20 protein-coding genes and 1 pseudogene are annotated in these 19,976 nt (G+C 65.5%); 10 read left to right on the top strand and 11 right to left on the bottom strand.

The window, feature by feature from the left end:
- Positions 1–1,087, top strand: a 1,087-nt coding sequence (gene purD, locus VB716_RS14835) for a phosphoribosylamine--glycine ligase (RefSeq protein ID WP_323270873.1), incomplete at its 5' end; no start/stop codon positions are given.
- 11 nt (positions 1,088–1,098) lie between these two features.
- On the top strand, positions 1,099–3,135 hold the full coding sequence (gene nblS, locus VB716_RS14830) for a two-component system sensor histidine kinase NblS (protein ID WP_231598000.1): 2,037 nt from the start codon (positions 1,099–1,101) through the stop codon (positions 3,133–3,135).
- Between the two features lie 59 nt (positions 3,136–3,194).
- Here the strand turns inward: nblS and kaiC are convergent, their stop codons facing one another.
- The 3 genes from kaiC to VB716_RS14815 form a co-directional block, all read right to left on the bottom strand.
- Entirely contained in the window at positions 3,195–4,703 is a 1,509-nt protein-coding gene (gene kaiC / locus VB716_RS14825) for a circadian clock protein KaiC (protein ID WP_231598001.1), read from the bottom strand.
- Between the two features lie 170 nt (positions 4,704–4,873).
- Positions 4,874–5,269, bottom strand: a complete 396-nt coding sequence (gene kaiB / locus VB716_RS14820; RefSeq protein ID WP_231605384.1) for a circadian clock protein KaiB — start codon at positions 5,267–5,269, stop codon at positions 4,874–4,876.
- Positions 5,266–6,159 carry a circadian clock protein KaiA gene (locus tag VB716_RS14815; RefSeq protein ID WP_197156755.1) on the bottom strand — a complete coding sequence of 298 codons (894 nt, stop codon included), beginning with the start codon at positions 6,157–6,159 and terminating at the stop codon, positions 5,266–5,268. The genes kaiB and VB716_RS14815 overlap by 4 nt, the downstream gene beginning before the upstream one ends.
- A gap of 183 nt (positions 6,160–6,342) precedes the next feature.
- Between VB716_RS14815 and rplU the strand changes: the two genes are divergently transcribed.
- Both rplU and rpmA read left to right on the top strand, forming a co-directional pair.
- Entirely contained in the window at positions 6,343–6,705 is a 363-nt protein-coding gene (gene rplU, locus VB716_RS14810) for a 50S ribosomal protein L21 (RefSeq protein WP_197156757.1), read from the top strand.
- A gap of 79 nt (positions 6,706–6,784) precedes the next feature.
- Positions 6,785–7,048, top strand: a complete 264-nt coding sequence (gene rpmA / locus VB716_RS14805; RefSeq protein ID WP_197156758.1) for a 50S ribosomal protein L27 — start codon at positions 6,785–6,787, stop codon at positions 7,046–7,048.
- A gap of 111 nt (positions 7,049–7,159) precedes the next feature.
- Here the strand turns inward: rpmA and VB716_RS14800 are convergent, their stop codons facing one another.
- Both VB716_RS14800 and VB716_RS14795 read right to left on the bottom strand, forming a co-directional pair.
- The gene (locus VB716_RS14800; protein WP_197156759.1) at positions 7,160–7,963 is read right to left on the bottom strand and encodes a class I SAM-dependent methyltransferase; all 804 of its coding nucleotides are present in this window, start codon (positions 7,961–7,963) and stop codon (positions 7,160–7,162) included.
- A 54-nt stretch (positions 7,964–8,017) separates the two neighbouring features.
- Positions 8,018–8,797 carry a queuosine precursor transporter gene (locus tag VB716_RS14795; RefSeq protein WP_197156760.1) on the bottom strand — a complete coding sequence of 260 codons (780 nt, stop codon included), beginning with the start codon at positions 8,795–8,797 and terminating at the stop codon, positions 8,018–8,020.
- Positions 8,798–8,909: 112 nt separating this feature from the next.
- Between VB716_RS14795 and truB the strand changes: the two genes are divergently transcribed.
- Both truB and VB716_RS14785 read left to right on the top strand, forming a co-directional pair.
- Positions 8,910–9,809 (top strand): tRNA pseudouridine(55) synthase TruB, encoded by a 900-nt coding sequence (gene truB, locus VB716_RS14790; RefSeq protein WP_197156761.1) that lies wholly within the window; start codon positions 8,910–8,912, stop codon positions 9,807–9,809.
- 49 nt (positions 9,810–9,858) lie between these two features.
- Entirely contained in the window at positions 9,859–10,704 is an 846-nt protein-coding gene (locus VB716_RS14785; RefSeq protein WP_197156762.1) for a YebC/PmpR family DNA-binding transcriptional regulator, read from the top strand.
- 2 nt (positions 10,705–10,706) lie between these two features.
- On the opposite strand, the gene VB716_RS14780 is transcribed toward VB716_RS14785, so the two are convergent.
- Positions 10,707–11,465: a glucosamine-6-phosphate deaminase gene (locus VB716_RS14780; RefSeq protein WP_370594658.1), complete on the bottom strand. Its 759-nt coding sequence runs from the start codon at positions 11,463–11,465 to the stop codon at positions 10,707–10,709.
- 4 nt (positions 11,466–11,469) lie between these two features.
- A complete protein-coding gene (locus VB716_RS14775; protein WP_323270872.1) occupies positions 11,470–12,852 on the bottom strand; it encodes a SpoIID/LytB domain-containing protein in 1,383 nt (460 codons plus the stop codon).
- Positions 12,853–12,978: 126 nt separating this feature from the next.
- Between VB716_RS14775 and rnz the strand changes: the two are divergent.
- Together rnz and psbV are read left to right on the top strand one after the other, a co-directional pair.
- Positions 12,979–13,911 (top strand): annotated as a pseudogene (gene rnz / locus VB716_RS14770) (ribonuclease Z); the annotation flags it as partial.
- A gap of 207 nt (positions 13,912–14,118) precedes the next feature.
- Positions 14,119–14,631 carry a photosystem II cytochrome c-550 gene (gene psbV, locus VB716_RS14765; protein ID WP_197158883.1) on the top strand — a complete coding sequence of 171 codons (513 nt, stop codon included), beginning with the start codon at positions 14,119–14,121 and terminating at the stop codon, positions 14,629–14,631.
- 120 nt (positions 14,632–14,751) lie between these two features.
- Here psbV and VB716_RS14760 read toward each other — a convergent pair whose 3' ends face one another.
- The 4 genes from VB716_RS14760 to serA all read right to left on the bottom strand — a co-directional run bounded on the left by VB716_RS14760 (position 14,752) and on the right by serA (position 18,419).
- Positions 14,752–15,174 carry a hypothetical protein gene (locus VB716_RS14760; RefSeq protein ID WP_197156766.1) on the bottom strand — a complete coding sequence of 141 codons (423 nt, stop codon included), beginning with the start codon at positions 15,172–15,174 and terminating at the stop codon, positions 14,752–14,754.
- Positions 15,175–15,377: 203 nt separating this feature from the next.
- Positions 15,378–15,677, bottom strand: a complete 300-nt coding sequence (locus VB716_RS14755; RefSeq protein WP_197156767.1) for a ferredoxin — start codon at positions 15,675–15,677, stop codon at positions 15,378–15,380.
- Between the two features lie 157 nt (positions 15,678–15,834).
- Complete coding sequence (gene prmA / locus VB716_RS14750; RefSeq protein WP_197156768.1) at positions 15,835–16,776, bottom strand: 50S ribosomal protein L11 methyltransferase; 942 nt, start codon at positions 16,774–16,776, stop codon at positions 15,835–15,837.
- Positions 16,777–16,832: 56 nt separating this feature from the next.
- Positions 16,833–18,419 (bottom strand): phosphoglycerate dehydrogenase, encoded by a 1,587-nt coding sequence (gene serA / locus VB716_RS14745; RefSeq protein ID WP_197156769.1) that lies wholly within the window; start codon positions 18,417–18,419, stop codon positions 16,833–16,835.
- A gap of 125 nt (positions 18,420–18,544) precedes the next feature.
- Between serA and VB716_RS14740 the strand changes: the two genes are divergently transcribed.
- Positions 18,545–19,048 carry a hypothetical protein gene (locus VB716_RS14740; RefSeq protein ID WP_197156770.1) on the top strand — a complete coding sequence of 168 codons (504 nt, stop codon included), beginning with the start codon at positions 18,545–18,547 and terminating at the stop codon, positions 19,046–19,048.
- A 43-nt stretch (positions 19,049–19,091) separates the two neighbouring features.
- Positions 19,092–19,880, top strand: a complete 789-nt coding sequence (locus VB716_RS14735; protein ID WP_323270871.1) for a photosystem II S4 domain protein — start codon at positions 19,092–19,094, stop codon at positions 19,878–19,880.
- Positions 19,881–19,976 lie beyond the last annotated feature (96 nt).

Below are 19,976 nucleotides of genomic sequence, written 5' to 3'. Positions count from 1 at the left end.
CGCGGTCGAGCTGGTGGTCGTGGGGCCTGAGGCTCCCCTGGCTGCGGGGCTGGCGGATCGGCTGCGCGGCGCCGGGCTGGCGGTGTTCGGCCCCGGCGCCGATGGCGCCCTGCTGGAGGCCAGCAAGCGCTGGGCCAAGACCCTGATGCAGGAGGCCGGCATCCCCACCGCTGGCCACTGGAGCGCCACCAGTGCCGCTGAGGCCCTGTTGGTTCTGGAGCAGCAGAACCGTCCCCTGGTGGTCAAGGCCGATGGCCTGGCCGCGGGGAAGGGGGTAACGGTGGCCGAAAGCGTGGCCGAGACCCGCGCCGCGATCGAGGAGGCCTTTGCCGGACGCTTCGGCGAGGCGGGCACCTGCCTGGTGCTGGAGGAGCGGATGAGCGGCCCGGAGGTTTCGGTCTTTGCCCTCTGTGACGGCGAGAGGATGGTGTTGCTCCCCCCTGCCCAGGACCACAAACGCATCGGTGACGGGGACACCGGGCCCAACACCGGCGGCATGGGCGCCTATGCGCCGGCCCCCCTGCTCGATGCCGCCGCTCTGGAGGCGGTTCGCCGCCAGGTGCTGGAGCCCACCCTGGCGGCCCTGCGCCAGCGTGGCATCGACTACCGGGGCGTCATCTACGCCGGGCTGATGCTGACAGCGGAGGGGCCGAGCGTGATCGAATACAACTGCCGCTTCGGCGACCCGGAGTGCGAAACCCTGATGCCCCTGCTGGGTCCGGAACTGGCGGCGGTGCTTCTGGCCTGCGCCGAAGGCTGCCTGGAGGCAGCCCCCAGCCTCACGATCGCGCCGCACTGCAGTGCCTGCGTGATTGCTGCCGCCGGGGGCTATCCGGGCACGGTGCGCCAGGGCGATCCGATTGAGGGTCGGCCCGCCGCGGATCCGCACCGGCAGCTGTTCCATGCCGGCAGCCGCCGCGATGCGGACGGCCTCTGCCGTACCAGTGGCGGCCGGGTGCTGGCCATGGTGGCCCAGGCCGACGACTTCGACACCGCCTTCGAGCTGGCCTATGACGGACTCGCCCAGGTGCACTTTGAGGGCATGACCTTCCGCCGCGACATCGGTCATCAGGTCCGGCAGCGCTGATGGCGGAATCGATGCCCAGCTCCTTGCCGAACACCAGTCCTCACTCCTGGCAGCAACGCCTGGCCCGCTGGTGGGCCGAGTTCAGTCTGCAGACCAAGCTGCTGGCGGTGGCCACCCTGGTGGTGAGCCTGCTGATGACAGGCATCACCTTCCTCGCCCTCAACGGCATCCAGCGTGATGCCCGCATGAGCGACACCCGCTATGCCCGTGACCTGGGCCTGCTGCTCTCAGCCAATGTGACACCCCTGGTAGCCGAGGGCAACGACCGGGAACTGGCGCAGGTGTCGGAGCGCTTCTGGCGCTCCAGCCGCAGCCTGCGCTACATCCTCTTCGCCGATCCCGAAGGAGTGATCTACCTCGGCATTCCGATCGGCAACGGCAGCGGCAACGGCGACCAACTGCTGACCCGCCGCCTGGAGCTGCCCGCCGATATCCAGCGCCGTCCGGACAATCCCCTGGTCCGCCAGCACCTCACCCCCGACGGTCGGGTCACCGACGTGTTCGTGCCGATGGTGAACGACGGCCGGTATCTAGGAGTGCTGGCTCTGGGCATCAACCCCAACGAAACCCTGCTGGCCAGCGCCGCCCTGACCCGGGAGGTGACCGTGGCGGTGTTCATCTCGATCTGGGTGCTGGTGATCCTCGGTGCCGTGTTCAACGCCCTCACGATCACCCAGCCGGTGAAGGAACTGCTCCGAGGCGTGCGTCTGATTGCCAGTGGCACCTTTGAGGCCCGTATTGCGCTGCCGGTGGGTGGCGAACTGGGTGAATTGCTGAATGGCTTCAACACCATGGCGTCCCAGCTGGAGGCCTACAAAGCCGCCAACATCGAAGAGCTCACCGCGGCCCAGGTGAAGCAGCAGTCGCTGATCGCCACCATGGCCGATGGGGCGGTGCTTCTCGATGCCGAAGGCCGGATCGTGCTGGCCAACCCCACGGCCCGGCGTCTGTTCCGCTGGGAAGGGCGCAGCCTGGAGGGCAACGACCTGGAGCGGGAGCTGCCGGAGCGGTTGGCGGTTGAACTGCACGCCCCGCTCGAAAGCCTGATCGGCAACCAGCGCGACAGCACCGATGTTCGCTGCAGCTTCGGCGAGCCACCGCGCACCCTGCGGATCGTGTTGCAATCGGTGCGGGATGCCAGCGGTGAGAGCCTCAAGGGCATCGCCGTAACGATTCAGGATCTCACCCGCGAGGTGGAACTCAACGCGGCCCAGAGCCGCTTCATCAGCAACGTCTCGCACGAACTGCGCACGCCCCTGTTCAACATCAAGAGCTACGTGGAAACCCTCCACGATCTCGGCGATCAGTTGAGTGAAGCCGAGAAGCGCGAATTCCTGGGCATCGCCAACGACGAGACCGATCGGCTGACCCGATTGGTGAACGATGTGCTTGATCTCTCCCGGCTCGAATCCGAGCGGGTCTGGACCCTGGAGCCGCTGGAACTGCCGCCGGCGATCGAGCAGACCCTGCGCACCTACCGCCTGAACGCCGAAGATAAGGGGGTTAATCTGGCCTTCGAGAGTGATCCAACCCTGCCAAGGGTGCTGGGGAACTGGGACCTGCTGCTGCAGGTGCTCGACAATCTGGTGGGCAATGCCCTCAAGTTCACGCCCAAGGGAGGCGGCCTGATGATCCGAGCCTACCCCTGGCCCGATCTCTGCCAGATCGAACCCGGCGAACCTGGCGAAGAGGAGCATCCCCGTTGCACGCTCACCTCCCCATTGCCGCGGTTGCGGATCGAGATCGCTGATACGGGCTGCGGAATCTCAGAAGCGGATCAGGACCGAATCTTCGACCGGTTCTTTCGGGTGGAAAACGCGGTCCACACCGAAGCCGGCACCGGCCTGGGGCTCTCGATCGTCCGCGGCATCATCGACAAGCACGGCAGCCGTATTCACATGGCGAGCGAGATGGGGACCGGCACCACTTTCTGGTTTGATCTGCCTCTAGAGCACTCTGACGACGACGAACTCAGGGTGGCCGGTGAACGCCGCTCGCTTCTGAATGACAGTCTCGCCGGCCAGGCTGTTCTCACATCGAACAGCTAAAACAGCCCATTCACATTGATCTGGCCTGTGCAGTCTGGCAACTGCGATCATGACGGTCTTCAGAGATCGTCAGTAGTCACACCGCGCACGATACGGGCCAGCTCACTGCGTTCATCGTTGGTGATGCGATGCGGCACACCGGAAATGATCCGCTCAAAGTTCGAGAAGGAATCCTTGATCTCAGGGCCCTGGCCCGTGATCACAAACTCACGGATGCCCTTGTCGTGCCACGAGCCACGCATCTTGAACACGTTGAGAGCGCGGGCCATTTCGCCACGAATCTCGACATACTGCAGAAGCAGAATCGTATCCGTGATTGTGGAGATATGCGAGTCGGTGATCGAGTGGCTACCCATGAATTCCTCTGAGGTATTCGTGAAGAAGCCGGTGATCTCCTCTTGCTTGGCAAAACCGGTGATGCCGATCACAAACTGACGAAACGCGTTATGACTCACTCCCCTGGCCAAGGCTGAAAGCGAATCAATCGCCATGCGTGAAGGCTTGAACTGACTGATTTCTGTCTTGATGATCTGGAGATGATCCTCCAGACCGGTGGACTCGGGATAGGCACAGATGATCTTGAGCAGTCCGTCCTGCTCCATCTGCTCAAAGTCAATTCCCCAGCTGGTCGCGTTGCGCAGCAGCTGAGCCCTTGACTCCTCATAGGCAAACAAGATGGCGCGCTCCTTGCTGCGGCAGCCATCTTCAACGAACTTGCTCACCAGAAGAGTCTTGCCCGTGCCGGTAGCACCGGTAGCGAGAATGATCGAATCCTTGAAGAATCCACCACCGCACATCTCGTCCAGCCGGGGCACGCCGGAACTAACACGCACATTGGAGGAACGCTGGGTCAATCGCATCGCACCCAAGGGGAAGATACTCATGCCATTTCTACCCATCGTGAAAGGAAATTCACCCTTCATATGGGTGGTGCCGCGTAATTTGAGCACCTCCAAGGTGCGGCGGCGGCGTTCCCCTTCGAGCACATTTCGGAGAATGATGACATTATCCGAAACGAACTCTTCGACGCCATAGCGAGCGATCGGACCATATTCATCGATCCGCTCGGATGTCATCACAGTCGTGACGCCGATTTCTTTCAGGCGAGCAATCAGGCGAAAAATCTCACGACGCACCACGGACAAGGCATCATACTGCTGAAAAACCGACGTGATCGAATCGATCGCCACTCGCCGCGCCTTATACTTGCGAATCGCATAGTTAATTCGCTCGATCAATCCAGAAAGATCAAAAGAGCCAGCTACATCTTGACCATCCGGGTCAGGAGAAGCGTCCAATATAAAAAGCTTATCTTGTTCAACTAATTCCTGCATATTCCAGCCAAAACTCGAGGCATTTCGCAGGATATCGAGTGGCGATTCTTCGAAGGTCACGAAGATGCCAGGCTCGTTGAACTGATGGATGCCGTTGTAGAGAAAACTCAGCGACAGCACAGTCTTCCCCGTTCCAGAGGTGCCACTGATCAGCGTGGAACGACCGATCGGCAGACCCCCATGGCAGATGTCATCCAGTCCCTCAATCGCAGTCGGGAGCTTCTGAACCTGCATCTGACTGTGGCTGGGTCGATTCAAATCCTGCATTGACGGGAAGACCTTGTGGAGAGGCTAGGCCGCGAAGGAGCTTGTGGGCCCTTGGGACGTAAAGAGATGTGGGGTTGACAGGGTTGACGCCGATCCGTCCAGAAACGATCAACGCAGAGCCTGCTCCTCAGGAAGGCTCAAAGGGACTCACCCTCAACAATCATGCCCTGTCCCGAGCTGTCGTTCTCAACCTGCCACTCCCCAAAGAGTCTGGGGTCGAGATCCGAAAGCCCTTCTTCGGAGAGCTCCTCATAGAGCAGATCAAGGCCGATCAGCACTCGCTCTCGATCGGACAGATCCCCGATGATGCGGCGCACCGGCGGTGGCAGAATCTTCGAAAGGGTGGGAGTGGCCAGAATTTTATCCTCCTCGGCCAATTGAGGACTCTTGAGTACGTCAATGACTTTGAGGGCATAGACGCCCTTGAACTCCGTTTCAAGAATGTCGCGGAGCGTCCTCAAGGCCCGTATGGAGCTGGGGGTGTTCCCGGCCACATAGAGCTTCAGGATGTAGGTCTTGCGGGGAAGCGTCATTCAGAACTCTCGATCGTCAAGGACTGACTGGCGTGGATCTCACTGGACTCGACAAGGGGTTTGGACCCCTGACCGAGGGCGGTGTCGGGAGGAAGGGAGCGGCGGTACATTTCGCATAGATGCGCCATCACATCTAAAAGGGCAATGCGGTAGTCCTGCAGGAAATCATCATCACGGCCCTCCAACCGTACCTTCTTCCAGAGCCCATCAATGAGACTTGTATGAATTTCAACAACTTTGGTGATGGAAAGATCACTGAAGAAGGCTGTATTCACGAAGTTCTCCAGAGCCTGATTGGCGGCGGCTGGGTCCCGGAAATAACTGAGCAGAAGGTCGCGATAGGTGCGCTGCAATGATTGCAACAACTTCTGAGCTTCCTGCTTGGGCAGATTGCGCAGGAAGCGGGCTGCATCCCGCTTGTAGAAAACGCCAAGATAGCCAAGCCGATCCTTGAGGCGATTAGCCAGTTTCCATGCCTCAGGAGTCGGAGCCTCACTGTCAACGGACTGACTGGAGCCGTGAAGCAGGCCTTGCCTGAGAAAGCGCGACACAGCTGCATCAATGCTGTACTTGAGCTGCTCAAGCTGATCGGGCTGGAGGTGCACCTCCGCTTCATGGTATTGACACTGGCCTCCACCCCGTCCGATCACCACGGCAGGCAGCAACAATCCCTGCCTGGCCAAGCTTTGGAGCAGCTCAGAAGTGGTCTCCGTCTGGTCCACCAGGACCACATCGAAGTCTTCAAGGTGGCGATCGAGTTTGGCGATCACATCCGCCTCCGGTGGGATCGGCACAAGCTCGTAACGACCATCCCGCAGCATCTGGGCAGAGGCCTGGGCGAGCTGCTCGTCGCGAACCAGGGAAGCAACCGTGAGGGCCGGCTTGGGCATCGGGCGCGGAACAGGCAGCCTCCGGTGGACCACCGTGAGGGTCAGGTGCGGGCAACCGCATGGTTGCACGGCCATATCTTGACGGCGGGTGGGCCGAACTGTGAGGATCACTCTTTGTTATCCAAATCCCGTGCGCTCAGGCTCCCAATGGCTTAACGCCAGCCTGGCCACGTCCCTGAGCCCATGACCAAGACCGACAACCCTGCGGCGGCGGCCCCCTACGCGATCGTCGAAGCCAGTGGTCAGCAATTCTGGCTGCAACCCAACCGCTACGTGGACCTGGACCGCCTGGCGGCCGAAGTGGACAGCAGCGTGACCCTCGAGACTGTGCTTCTGGTTCATGACGGCAACGCCACCACCCTGGGTCAGCCCTATGTGACCGGTGCCACTGTCGAACTGAAGGTGATGGAACATCGCCGCGGTCCGAAACTGATCGTGTACAAGATGCGTCCCAAGAAAAAGACCCGCCGCAAGAACGGTCACCGGCAGGAGCTCACCCGTGTGATGGTCCAGTCCATCAACCTGGCCGGCAAGCCGATCTCCTGATGCCGCACGCCGATCGCGAGGCTCCGTGAAGTGGCGATCCGCGTTCCACCATCTATCCCTCCTTATTCCCTGACCCCCCATGGCCCACAAGAAAGGCACAGGTTCCACACGGAACGGCCGCGATTCCAATTCCAAGCGCCTTGGCGTCAAGGCCTACGGCGGTGAAGCCGTGAGTGCCGGTTCGATCCTGATCCGCCAGCGGGGCACCTCGGTCCTGCCTGGCGTCAATGTCGGTCGCGGCTCCGACGACACCCTCTTCTCCCTGGTGGATGGAGTGGTGAGCTTCGACAGCATCAAGCGTGGACTGCGCAACCGCAAACGCATCAACGTGGCTGTCGCCTGAAGACCTGGTCAACCCAGACCAAGACCGGCGTCCATGGCCGGGCTTTCTCATGGCCGGCGCGATGTCGCCGGCTTTTTTGGTGGGTGGCGCCGGACGAGCGGCACCAGCACCTCATGCTGCCGGCAGCAATCGATAGGCGCGGGTCGTGATCAGGTAGGGGTGGAACACCTCGAGGAAGCGGCCCTGCAGACGCCGGAAGAAGGCCTCCACCAGGGCGGGGTCATCGAAATGGAAGGGATATTCGCCGTCAAAGCCGCGGAAGAAATACCAGTTCAGCAGGGCAATCGCCTCAGGACTCATCCTGGCGGCAAAGCAGTCCAGCTGGCCCGCCGGGTCAGGCAGGTGCTCCAGCACGTCCAGACAGACGATGGTGTCGAACTGTGGCGGCAGGCGTGAATCCTCCAGATCGCGGCAGCAGAGCAGGCGATCCGCCAGCCCCATGCGCTCGGCCCGCCACTGCACGAAAGCCCGGTTGCGGGGATTGAGGTCCACGACACACACCCGATCCACCGCCGGCAGGGCCGCCGCCGCCAGAGCGTGCGTGCCGATGCCGCCGCCGAAATCCAGCACCTGGCCGCGGGCAAAACGCTGCTGCAGGCGCAGGGTGTCGGCGATGTAATCGGCGCTGCCCAGGTGCCAGGCGGCCAGCTCCAGGAGATGCCCATCTCCCACCGTGTCTTCGTAGAAGGCACTGGCCCGCTCCGGGCTGAACCCACCCGGATGCAGTGCCGCCAGCGCATCGGTGCTGCGCGGCATCCGCGCCTCCAGCTCCTCAGGCTGGATCGCCAGGAAGGCAGCCAGCTGGCTGCGCAGATCGAAACCGCTGGCCAGGAACACCTCCAGCCCCAGACCCGACAGGAGCGGTTCCGTCGCGCTTCGGAGGGCAGGATCAGCGACCGGATCGGCGGCAGGCATCGGCAGGGGAACGGACAGCGGCCGCCAACTTAGGGGTGAGGGAAGCCGCAGGGCTCAGGCCGGAAACTGCTCCTGCCCCAACTCAGCCCCGGGACCGGGCACCTCCAGCCAACGGCGCAGCACGGCCACCAGCCCGTAGAAGGGCAGGGTGTCGGCCAGGGCAGCCACCACTTTGAACAGGTAACCGCTGGCGATGAAACTGGCCAGCTGCGGCAGCACTGGCTCCGCCTCCTGCACCGGCAGCACATGGTTGGCGTAGTGGCTGATCAGCACCACCGCCGTGGTGTCCACCAGCTGGCTCACCAGGGTGGAGCCGTTGTTGCGCAGCCACAGGGCACGGCCACCGCTGAAGCGCTTCCAGAAATGGAACAGGCGCACGTCGGTGAACTGGGCGGCCAGGTAGGCCACCATCGAGGCCCCCACCGCCCCGAAGGCGAGCCGGCGCATCTCATAGAACACCGGCAGCTCCGTGCTGCCAGCCCCGACCGCAAGACCGCTGCCGGCACCGGGCACGCCGGCGGCACCACCCCAGCCATCGAGCCCAGGCAGCACGCCCCCCAGCCAGAGGATCAGCACGATCCAGCCGTTCAGCAGCAACCCCACCCAGACCAGCTGGCTGGCCTTCTGCTCCCCCCAGATCTCGCTGATCAGATCGGTGCAGAGAAAGGTGACCGGGTAGGGCAGGGCCCCCACCGCCACCACGATCGGCCAGGAGCCGATCGATCCCAGGGTGAGGAAGCGGGTCAGCCCCAGGATGTTGAGCATCCCCATGGTGCCCAGGAAGAGGCCCGCCAGCACCAGAAACACGAGATCGCGGCGCTGCTGCAGGGTCACGGAGGGCGAGGCGACAACCGTCCCAGGTTGAAGGGAGGACCAGCCGCCGCGCCGGCGCTGACAACGGGACTGTCACAGTCCCTGGCGGCACCCATGCTCCCGTCGTCCGCCCATGTCAGCTGCCCCGCCCTGCGACCCCTGCGGCTTCCTGGTGCTTGACAAGCCCGCCGGGCTCACCTCCCACGGCTGCGTCGCCAGGGTGCGGCGCGCCTACGGCCTGCGGCGGGTGGGCCATGGCGGCACCCTGGATCCGGCCGTGACAGGGGTGCTGCCGCTCGCCCTGGGGGCGGCCACCCGGCTGCTCCCCTATCTGGAGGGCGACAAGACCTACCGCGGCATTGTGCAGCTGGGCCTGCGCACCAGCAGCGATGACCTGGACGGCGCGGTGATCAGCCAAGCGTCGGTTCCGCCCCTCGAAACAGCCGATCTGGAGGCGGCCCTGGCGCCCTTCCGGGGAGCGATTCAGCAGCGGCCTCCCCAGGTCTCGGCGGTGCACGTGGAGGGACAGCGGGCCTATGCGCGGGTGCGCGGCGGCGAGACGCTTGATCTGGCGGCCCGACAGGTGCGGATCGAGCAGCTGGACCTGCTCGGCTGGGACCCCGGCAGCAGCCGTCTGGAGCTGGCGGTGACCTGTGGCGCCGGCACCTACATCCGCGCCCTGGCCCGCGATCTGGGCGAGGCCCTGGGCTGTGGGGGCTGCCTGGCCCAGTTACGCCGCACCGCTGCTCTTGGGTTCGACCTCCGGCAGGCGGTGAACCTGGAGCAGCTGGAAGCAGAGGCATTGCCCAAACTGCTCGATCCGCTGGCGGCCCTGACGCACCTGCCGCAGCAGCGGCTCGATCCGGCAGCCTGGCCAGGCTGGCGCTGCGGCCGGGCCTTTGCCGCCGCCGAAGACCATCCAGGCGGGCGGGCCGTGGCGGTGCTCAGCCCGGATGGCAATCTGGCCGGCATGGCCAGGGCCGATGGGCAGGGTCTGCTGCAACCGAAGCTGGTGTTCGATGCCGCTGGTTGAGCCCCGCCCAGTCTTGGCCGTTTCCCCCTTCCGTTTCCCCTTCTGATCGATGGCCGGCCACAGCAAATGGGCCCAGATCAAGCGCAGCAAGGCTGTGGTGGATGCCAAGCGCGGGGCGGTGTTCACCCGCCTGGGCCGCGAGATCATGGTGGCGGCCCGGGGCGGCGCCGATCCGGCCGGAAATTTCCAGCTGCGCACCGCCATCGAGAAGGCCAAGGCGGCGGGAGTGCCTAACAACAACATCGATCGGGCCATCCTCAAGGGCTCCGGTCAGCTGAGTGGCGAGGGCGACCAGTTCGAAACGGTGCGCTACGAGGGCTACGGCCCCGGCGGCGTTGCCGTTCTGATCGAGGCCTTCACCGACAACCGCAACCGCACCGCCGCCGACGTGCGGCTGGCCTTCGGCAAACATGGTGGCAACCTGGGGGAGACAGGCTGTGTGGGCTACCTGTTCGAGCAGCGGGCTGTCGTGCGCCTCGAGTCGACCGTGAGCAGCAGCAGCCGGGAGTCGAAGCGAGCGGCCACCGCGGGGGCGGGCCAAGCGGCCAGCAGCCCCGCCAGCCTGGATGAGGAGAGCCTGCTCGATCGGTTGCTGATGCTGGAAGAGAGCGGCGGACCGGCAGTGAGCGGCTACGAGATCGAGGCTGGTGCTGCCGAGGTGTTCGGAGACTTTGCGGATCTCGAGGCCCTGCAGGACGGTCTGGGGCAGCTCGGCCTGCCGGTGCTCAGCTGGGAACACCGCTGGATTCCCCAGACCAGCTGCCACCTCGACGACCCGGAACAGCTGCGCGCCTGTCTGCGCATGCTCGACGCGCTTGAGGAGCTCGACGACGTGCGCAGTGTCACCGCGAACCTTGAGGCCGACGCCGACCTCCTGGAGGCCATCGCAGCCTGAGTTCAACCATCGAGGGCCGCCTGGTCGACCACCAGGGTGCAATCGGGATGACGACGCAACCAACTGGCCGGCAGCTGGGCCGAGGCGGGCTCCTGGAGCAGCCGACGGAGCACGGCGGCTTTGGCCGCGCCGGTGACCACCAGCACGAGGCGACGGGCGGCCAGGATCTCCACCAGCCCGAGGGTGATCGCCCGGGTCGGCACCGCGGTCGCATCACCACCGAACGCGGCGGCATTCTGAAGGCGTGTCGCCGCGCTCAGGTGCAGACATCGGCAGCGGGACTCCGGGCTGCAGGGAGGTTCGTTGAAGCCCACATGGCCATTGAGGCCCAGCCCCAGAAGCTGCAGACCGATCCCCCCGGCAGCTGCAACCGCGGCGGCATAGCGCTGGGCTTCCGCCTGGGGATCGGGCGCCGTGCCATCAGGAAGCCGCACCGCACCGACCTCCAGACCGAGAGGGCCGACCAGATGGCGGGCCATCTCCGCCATGAAGGAACGGGGATCGGCCGCGGCCAGGCCCACATACTCATCGAGGTTGAAGCTGAGCCAGCCCCTGCGAAGCCGCGCCTGATCGACTGGTGGCTGGCCAGCCACGCGCTCGACCAGGCGGGCATAGATCGGCTCCATCGTGCGACCGGTGGCCAGACCGAGGGGCCTTGACCCGCCGACTTGCGACTGAAGACGATCGTCCAGAACGGCCTTGCTCACCCAATCAGCCACCGCTGCGGCATCGCGCTGGGCCACAAGCTGGAACGTCGTCACCCGCTCACTGGGGGAAGGGCCGAAGCTCAGCACCCCGGTAGTAATGCCGCAGGATCTGGTCATAACTGCTGCCCTGACGGGCCATGCCCAAGGCCCCCCACTGACTCATCCCCACACCGTGGCCGAAGCCACGTCCGATCGCCAGGATGGCGGGCTGGGGAACCTGCAACGGCAGGGCCGGCATCACCGGAATCATGCGCGGACCAGCTGGATTGCCACTGGCTGAGTCCACCGGAGAACCGTTTCCATCGGACCCCTGTGGGGAGGAGAAGGCCACCGGAGAGGGTGGTGGGGCCACCGGCAGGGCCGCGATCTCCGGCTGCAGCAGCTCAAACCGCACCATGGTGCTGCGCAATCCGAGCCGGCTGCGCAGATCGGCACCGCTCACGAGCAAGCTGCCACTCGGCCCCGTGATCCGCGCCTGGCGGACCCGGCCGGAGCTGGTGGTGGAGACCACTTCAATGCGGTTGACGCCACGGGTCTCGGGAAAGGCCTTGCGCAACTGCTCCGGTTCGAGACGGAGCTGCCAGTGGCTCACCGGGCTGCTGTCGTCGAAGTCCGGCACGCTCACCAGGTAGGGGAGCTGCTGGCGCCAGAGATCACCGCTGTTCTCGGTGGCTCCGCCGCTGCTGCTGTGGAACACGGCGGTGATCAGGTTATTGCCATGCAGCAGAACCTGAGACCGGGTGCTGGCCACAGCCTCGCGGGTGGACGAGGTTTCCGCCTCCACGCCCTTGTACACCTGACTGGCGACGGTGGCCTTGAGGTCGAAGGGGTCCTTGGGGCGGCGTTGCTGCAAGGCATAGGTGCGAGCCGCCACCGCCTGGGCACGCAGGGCCTCCAACGGCCAGCTGGCCGGCATCTCACTCCCCACCACGCTGGGCAGATAACTCTCGATGCCAATCACATTGATCGCCTGCAGCCGCGAGCCGCGACTGAGCAGGCGCAGACGACCCCGGTAGGGCTTGCTCTGCAGCAGGAATGCGCCATCAACGTCCGATCCGGACGGACCGCCTGCCCCGCCGGCCGTGGGGAGCGGCTCAATCCAGAGCTCAGACAGAGGCAGCGTGCGGGGGGGCTGGGGAGAGCTCGCTGTGAGGGATTCCGTCCGCAGCGCCGTGGCGGTGGCGCTGAGACGCAGGCCAGTGCCGGGCTTCAGTTGCAGCAGCTCGCGGCCACGGACATCGGCGATACGCAAAGGAGCGACAGAGGCAGCGATCTCAAGACTGGATCCCTCCTTCAACAGGATCCGCAGCTGCGGCTCAGCCGTTCGGGCCTGAACAGCCACCGGGGGCACCAGTGCCACCAGGGGGAGAGCAACCACAGGACAGGCGGCGGTCAACAGGGACAGCGGCGCCAGGATCCTCAGGGGCGGTTTCGACCACATCGGCGTGGGCAGCGCTAGGAAGACGGGCCCATTGTGCGGAGTCCGCAGGGAAGGGGCCAGGCGGCGGCTGTGGAACCGGCCGACCCAGCGGCGACGTGGCAGCATCCAGATCAAAGGCTGGGTGCCGTGCAGGTCACGTTTCTGGGAACCAGTTCCGGTGTGCCCACGCGCGCGCGCAATGTGTCGGCCGTGGCCCTGCGGCTGCCGCAGCGCAGCGAGCTGTGGCTGTTCGACTGCGGCGAAGCGACGCAGCATCAGTTCCTGCGCAGTGAGCTGCGGGTGTCGCAGCTGAGCCGGATCTTCATCACCCACATGCACGGCGACCACGTCTTCGGATTGCCGGGCCTGCTGGCCAGCCTGGGTCTGGCCGGCAGCTGCAGCGGGGTGGACCTCTACGGTCCCGATCCCCTGCGCGACTACCTCGAAGGGGTGCTGCGCACCTCCTCCACCCGGATCGGCTACCCGCTCCGCACCCACCGGGTGCGCGAAGCGGCCCAGAGCGGCGCTGTGCTGCTGGACGACGACGACCTCTGCGTGCGCTGCACGCCCCTGACCCACCGGGTACCGGCCTACGCCTATCGCGTCGATCAGAAGCCGCGGCCGGGGCGCTTCGACGTGGAGAAGGCCCGGGCCCTCGGCATCCCACCGGGTCCGATCTATGCCGAACTGAAGGCCGGCCGGAGCATCCGGCTCGAGAACGGTGAACATATCGACGGCGCCAGCCTGTGTGGACCGGAGCGGCCGGGCTGCAGCGTGGTCTATTGCACCGACACCGTGTTCAGCGAAGCGGCCGTGGAGCTGGCCAAGGGCGCCGACCTGCTGATTCATGAGTCCACCTTTTCGCACGGGGAGGCCGATCTCGCCTTCGCCAGGCAGCATTCCACCAGCACCATGGCGGCCCAGACGGCCCTGGCAGCCGGCGTGAAGCGTCTGGCGCTCACCCACCTGAGCCCGCGCTACATGCCCGGCAACCCGATGACGCCCGATGACCTGCTGGCCGAAGCACGGGCGATCTTCCCGGAGACGGTGATCGCCAGAGACTTCCTCACCCTCGACGTCGCCGCACCCGAACCTGCCGCAGACAGCAACGACCAACCCCAGCAGACAGGGGCCGCGAAGCAGGCCAAAACCCACAAAAGCAGCCGTTCAACAGCACCGCTGCAGGGGTAAAACCTGCAACAGTTCTTGATTCCCTGCCGGGGAACCCTTCCCCCGTGATACAAGGTCTCAGGTGCGGTGACACCCGCCATTTCGCCGGCTTTCTCCATGGCCCCTCTCCTCTCCTCAGCCCTACGCGCCCTTGTCCGGACCGCGCTGGTCCTGCCCCTGGCGCTGCTGGTCTGCTTCGGTGGCCCCGCGCTTGCCGCCCAGTGGGATGCCGACACGCTCACCGTACCGGTATCGGCAGATGGCAGCACCGTGACCTTCAGCGAACGGGACATCAAGACCGGCCGCAAACTGTTCAACGATTCCTGCGGCACCTGCCATGCCGGCGGCATCACCAAGACCAACCAGAATGTGGGCCTGGATCCCGAAACGCTGGCCTTGGCCACACCTCCCCGCGACTCGGTCGATGCACTGGTCGACTACATGAAGGATCCCACCTCCTATGACGGCGAATACAGCATTTCCGACGTGCACCCCAGCCTGCGCAGCAGTGACGTTTTCGTGAAGATGCGTGACCTGGATGATGAAGACCTTCGCCTGATCGCCGGTTACATCCTGGTGGCCCCGAAAGTTCAGGGCATTCAGTGGGGCGGCGGCAAGATCTACTTCTGAAGATTGCGAGAAGAGTCTCCGGACTTCAGAGCAACATCATCATCTGCCCCGACCGCAACTGCGATCGGGGCAATTTTTTTGAACCATGCCATCGCCCGAACCATTCCCCAGGAGGAGCAACTATGCCCCCGCTGGTTGTTGCTGTTGCTGTTGCAGTGGAGGAGGCGTTGGCGGTGGGACTGGCGGTTGATGATTGGCCGCATCCCAGGAGGTTGAAAGTTTGCTGTACCACCACTCCTGGAGGGCAGGGGCCAGCCGCTGGGGAAACAGCGTGATCACGGTGCGGGTGGGACGGGATCCCGGCTGCAGCAATTCCACCACATAGGACGGGCAGCGCCTCGCCGCCAGATCGGCCACGAAACGGCGGCCGATCCGCCGCCAACTGGGCTCCTTGCTACGCCAGGCCAGGCGGCAGCAGGGCCATGGCAGCTCTTCGCGATCGAACAGACGGCAGCAGGGGCCGAGGACCCGGAAGCTGTACTGTCCGCCTGGACTGCCGTGCTCAGTGCCGGGATCCAGAAGGACATGAACCTGCTGGGACATCAAAAAGCCACCCCGAAAGGTGGCAGGAGAGAACGGAACGGGAACCCGAGAACTCAGAAGCAAGAGGCCTGGAAACCAGACAGATCACAACTGATCTCGAGCCACTAGCTAGATGTGAACAGCCCTTTGGCGGCAGCAGTGCCGTTGGAGGGCTGCTTGTCCGACATGGAGCGGGAACCTGACGGAGGCCCCGCAGAGAAAGCTCAGTAGAGCTCTTCTTCGGAGTGGGTCTTGATGGTGCAGTCGCTGGTGGGGTAAGCCACACAGGTCAGCACGAAGCCAGCTTCGATCTGGTCGTCGTCGAGGAAGCTCTGATCAGACTGGTCCACGGTGCCGGAGGTCAGCTTGCCTGCGCAGGTGGAGCAGGCGCCGGCGCGGCAGGAGTAGGGGAGATCAACACCCTGCTCTTCGGCTGCATCGAGGATGTACTGGTCGTCAGGAACCTCGATGGTCTTGTTGAGGCCCTCGCTCTCGTTGATGAGGGTGACCTTGTAGGAAGCCATGAATGGGGTTGGAGCTGACAGGAGACATGGTCATCCGCAACGGAACGACCCGGCCTGTAGGACAGCCCATTCATACATCCGCCGCCGCTGATTCCCGGTGATTTGGATTGGGCGGCGTGGGAAGGCCAATCAAAGGCAGGTCACAGATCAGCGTGCCTTATGCAACATCCGGTCGCCGGCGGATGGTGAGCAGCCCCCACTGGCTCTGGCTGGCCGTGAGCTCGGCCTGCCAGCCGGCCCCGGCCAGAGCGTCCTCCAGAGCCGGCACCTGCTCCACCAGCAGGCCGCTGAGCAGGCCCACCCCATCGGCCGCCAGCAGGCGATCGAACGCAGGACAGAGCGCCTCGATCACCGGCGCCAGGATGTTGCAGAGCAGCAGATTGGCCGGCACACCCTCCAGCAACGCCTCAAGGGCTTCCACGGAGCCCTCCGCCACCCGCACCACGCCGCCTGGAGCCAGGGGGAGGCCGTTGAGCGCCGCGTTCTCCGCTGTGGCCCGCACCGCCAGCGGATCGGTGTCGCTGGCAGCCAGAGCGGCAGCTCCGAGCCGCAGGGCACCGAAACCGAGGATGCCGCTGCCGCAGCCGAGGTCGGCGACCCGCCAGCCCGCCAGAGATCCAGCCCCTGGATCCTGCATCGCCAGGCGTTCCATCGCCTCAAGGCAGAGGCGGGTGGTGGGGTGACTGCCGGTGCCGAAGGCACTGCCCGGATCAATCCTGATCACCAGACGCTGCCCAAACTCCGGCGGCACCTCCAGCCAGGCCGGCAGGATCAGCAGCCGCTCCCCGATCGGATCGGCCTGCCAGTGCTGCTTCCAGCTCAGGCTCCAGTCCTCCTCATCCTGGCGGTGCCAATCGAGCGGAGGAAGGGCCAGATCAAACGGTTCACCCAGGGCGGCCAGGGCCCGCTCCAGCTCAGCGCGCTGCGGCGCCGGCCAGTCGATCTCTGGCAACCAGGCCACAAGCCGATGCTGCTCAGGCGTGTCGGGATGGGACTGGATCGCCACCCGTCCCACCCCGAGGGTCTGGAGCTTCCAGAGGAGCGATTCCTCCAGTTCGGCTGGAGCATCCATCTCCAGGCGCCACCAGGTGAGAGTCATCGGGTCACGGAACCGCCTTGCACCCGCCAGCCTCCTTCAGCGGCGCCCCCAGGCCCTCAGAGGGTGACCGGATAGGCCTCCTGGACGCCGTTGATCGTGTGAATCGTCGCCAGCAGGCTGGGAGGGATCGGATCGTCGAGGCTGAGCACCATCACGGCATCGCCACGCACGATGCGGCGGCCCACCTGCATCGAGGCGATGTTGACGTTGTGCTCTCCCAGCAGCGATCCCAGCTGGCCAATGATGCCCGGCATGTCCCGGTGGCGGGTGAACAGCATGTGGTGGCTGGGAGCCACGTTCACCGGGAATTCGTCGATGGTGACCACCCGCAGTTCGCCATCGGCGAACACGGCACCGGTCACACAGTGATTGCCACTGGAACTGCGCGACACCAGCTGCAGGGACCCCCCGGCGAAGTCGCGGCTGCCATCGTCCTTCACCTCCAGCACGTGGATGCCACGGGCCTTGGCCTCGAGGCTGGCATTGACGTAGTTGATGCTGTCGCCCAGGGCGGTGGACAGCACCCCCTTGAGCGCCGCCACCACCAGGGGCTGGGCCGGATGGGCCGCAAAGTCGCCCTGCAGCCGCACTTCCAGCTCGCTGATCTGGCCGCCGGCCAGCTGGCTGATCAGCTGACCCAGGGTTTCGGCCAGCTGCAGGTGGGGCTTGAGCTGCTCCATCACCTCAGCATTGAGGCCCGGGATGTTGACGGCGCTGCGGGCCGGCAGGCCCAGCAACACATCACGGATCTGCTCGGCCACGTCGATGGCCACGTTTTCCTGCGCCTCCTCGGTGGACGCCCCCAGGTGGGGCGTGAGGATCAGCCGTTCCTTCACCCCCCGCAACGGGGAATCGGCCACGAGGGGCTCCTTGGCGTACACATCCAGAGCGGCGCCGGCGATCACCCCCTGCTCCACCGCCTCCGCCAGGGCGGCCTCATCGACGATGCCGCCGCGGGCGCAGTTGACCAGTCGGGCCGTGGGTTTCATCGTGCGCAGCAGCTCCGCATTCACCAGGTTTTCGGTATCCGGCGTGCGGGGCAGGTGGAGGGTGATGTAGTCGGCCTCCGCAAACAGCTGGGGCAGGGGCAGCAGCTTCACCTGCATCTGCTGGGCCCGTTCGGCCGACACAAATGGGTCGTAGGCCACCACCTCCATGCCCATCGCCCGCGCCACCCGGGCCACATGGGAACCGATCTTGCCGAGTCCCACCACGCCGAGCGTCTTCTTGTAGAGCTCGTTGCCCACGTACTTCTTGCGGTCCCAGCCGCCGGCCATGGTGCTGGCGTGGGCATGGGGCACATGACGCGAGAGCGACAGCAGCAGGGCCAGGGCCTGTTCGGCCGCCGCGATCGTGTTCCCCTCCGGTGAGTTCACCACCAGCACGCCGCGCTTGGTGGCGGCCGGCACATCGACGTTGTCGACGCCCACGCCGGCCCGACCGATGATCCGCAGCTTGTCGGCTGCCGCGATCACCTCCGCGGTGACCGTGGTGCCCGAACGGATCATCAGGGCGTCGTAGTCGCCGATGACCTGCTGCAGCTCCTCCGGCGACAGGCCCGTGCGCACATCCACCTGAGCCACCTGGGAGAGGATGTCGATCCCCGCCTGATCGATGGGATCGGAAACCAGAACCTTTGTCATCACCCGGCGTGCGAAAGGGAGGCCCGCGGTGGCGAGAAGCGCGATGCCGTGGCCGGCGGTGCAGTGTAGTGAGCAGGGAGAATCAGACCGGTAACGCGTCGCCGCCAGTGGCGGGGAGAGACGGCATGGCGACATGTGTGGTGGTGCTCAACGACCGCAAGCGGCTGCATCAGCTGCGGGATCGGCTGGCGGCCCTGTCAGCGCCTCCGGTGCTGCTGCTGGCGATCGGTGAGGGGGAAGCGGATCTGGCGGGGGTGGAACGGCTGGATCCGGCAACCACCCGGCGGCGGCGTCAGCGGTCGATGGTCCGCTGGCTGCTGCCGTTCGGCTTCTTCGCGGGCTTCACCTTCACCTTCGTGGCGGATCTCGACACCTTCGCCTTCGCCGGTAGCTGGGGCAATCACCTGATCGGCGGCCTGCTGGGTCTGATTTCGGGCTGGATGGGCAGCTTCGCCGCCGCTGCCAGCGTGGCCTCCGACGACGACGACCGGATCCGCACCCTGCGCAACCGGGTGGGCGAGGGCCACTGGCTGCTGCTGGCCGAAACCCGCGGAGCCCAGGAACTCCCCTGGAGCGTGGTGCAACAGGCCAAGCCGATGGCCGTGATTCAGCTGGAGGACAACTCCTGAACCCCTCGACAGCGCGCTCTCACAACTGATCCATCGAACCGCCATGGTGTTGCCCCGCAAGGCCCTGCTCGAGGGCAGCCGTTATCCCGAGGCGCTGAACCCCCTGATCGATGCCGCCGAGCAGGCCCTGCGCACCTGGGAGCCGGTCTGGAGCGCCATCGTGGCCGCACCGGTCCGGGAAGAGGCCGAGCAGCGCCTCGGCGAACTGGCCGACCTGGATCTCCAGAGCTGGGGCGGCTTCGCGGGGGCAGAGCGGCGGCGGTTGCTGCTGCAGCGCCGCGAGGCGGTGCAGCCGATCGACAATCTGCCGGCGGGCCTGGCCGGCCTGGAGATCAGCGGCAACTTTCTGTTCGATCCCGCCTCGATCGACGACCTCCAGGCCGGCCTGCAGGCCGCCGGCCTGGAGGACCAGGAGCGCGGCGATCTCTGGTTGCGCGGCGACCGGGGGGGGCAAGCGGTGGTCACTGCGGCCGCAGCCGAACGGCTGCATGAGCAGCAGGGGCTGGTGCGCACGGTGGCGGTGCGTTTCGAGGCCCGGCCCCTCAACACCCTGCAATTGCCGACCCGACGCCAGCCGCGCCAGATCAGCGTGGTGGAGGCGTCGATGCGGCTTGATGCCGTGGGTTCGGCCGGGTTCGGGGTCTCCCGCAACCGCATGGCCGACGCGATCCGCCAGGGACTGGTGCGGCTCAACTGGCAACCGGTGAGCAGCCCCAGCAAGGAGCTGGCGCCAGGGGATCGGGTGCAGTGGCACAGCCGCGGTGAGCTGGAGATCCAGGCGGCCAGCCCCACCCAGAGGGGTCGGATCCGGATCGGGCTGCTGCGCCGCTGAGCCCATTGGTGGCTCACCACGGCGATCGTTCCAGGTGAAGAGCAGCTCTGCGTGAAGACAGCTGCACGGGCGATGCGCATCAAGGGTGTTGCGCGT

Origin of the sequence: Synechococcus sp. CCY9201, assembly GCF_034931105.1 — a bacterium.
In the GTDB taxonomy this organism is placed as follows: domain Bacteria; phylum Cyanobacteriota; class Cyanobacteriia; order PCC-6307; family Cyanobiaceae; genus CBW1002.
This window is presented reverse-complemented; position numbering and strand designations above follow the sequence as displayed.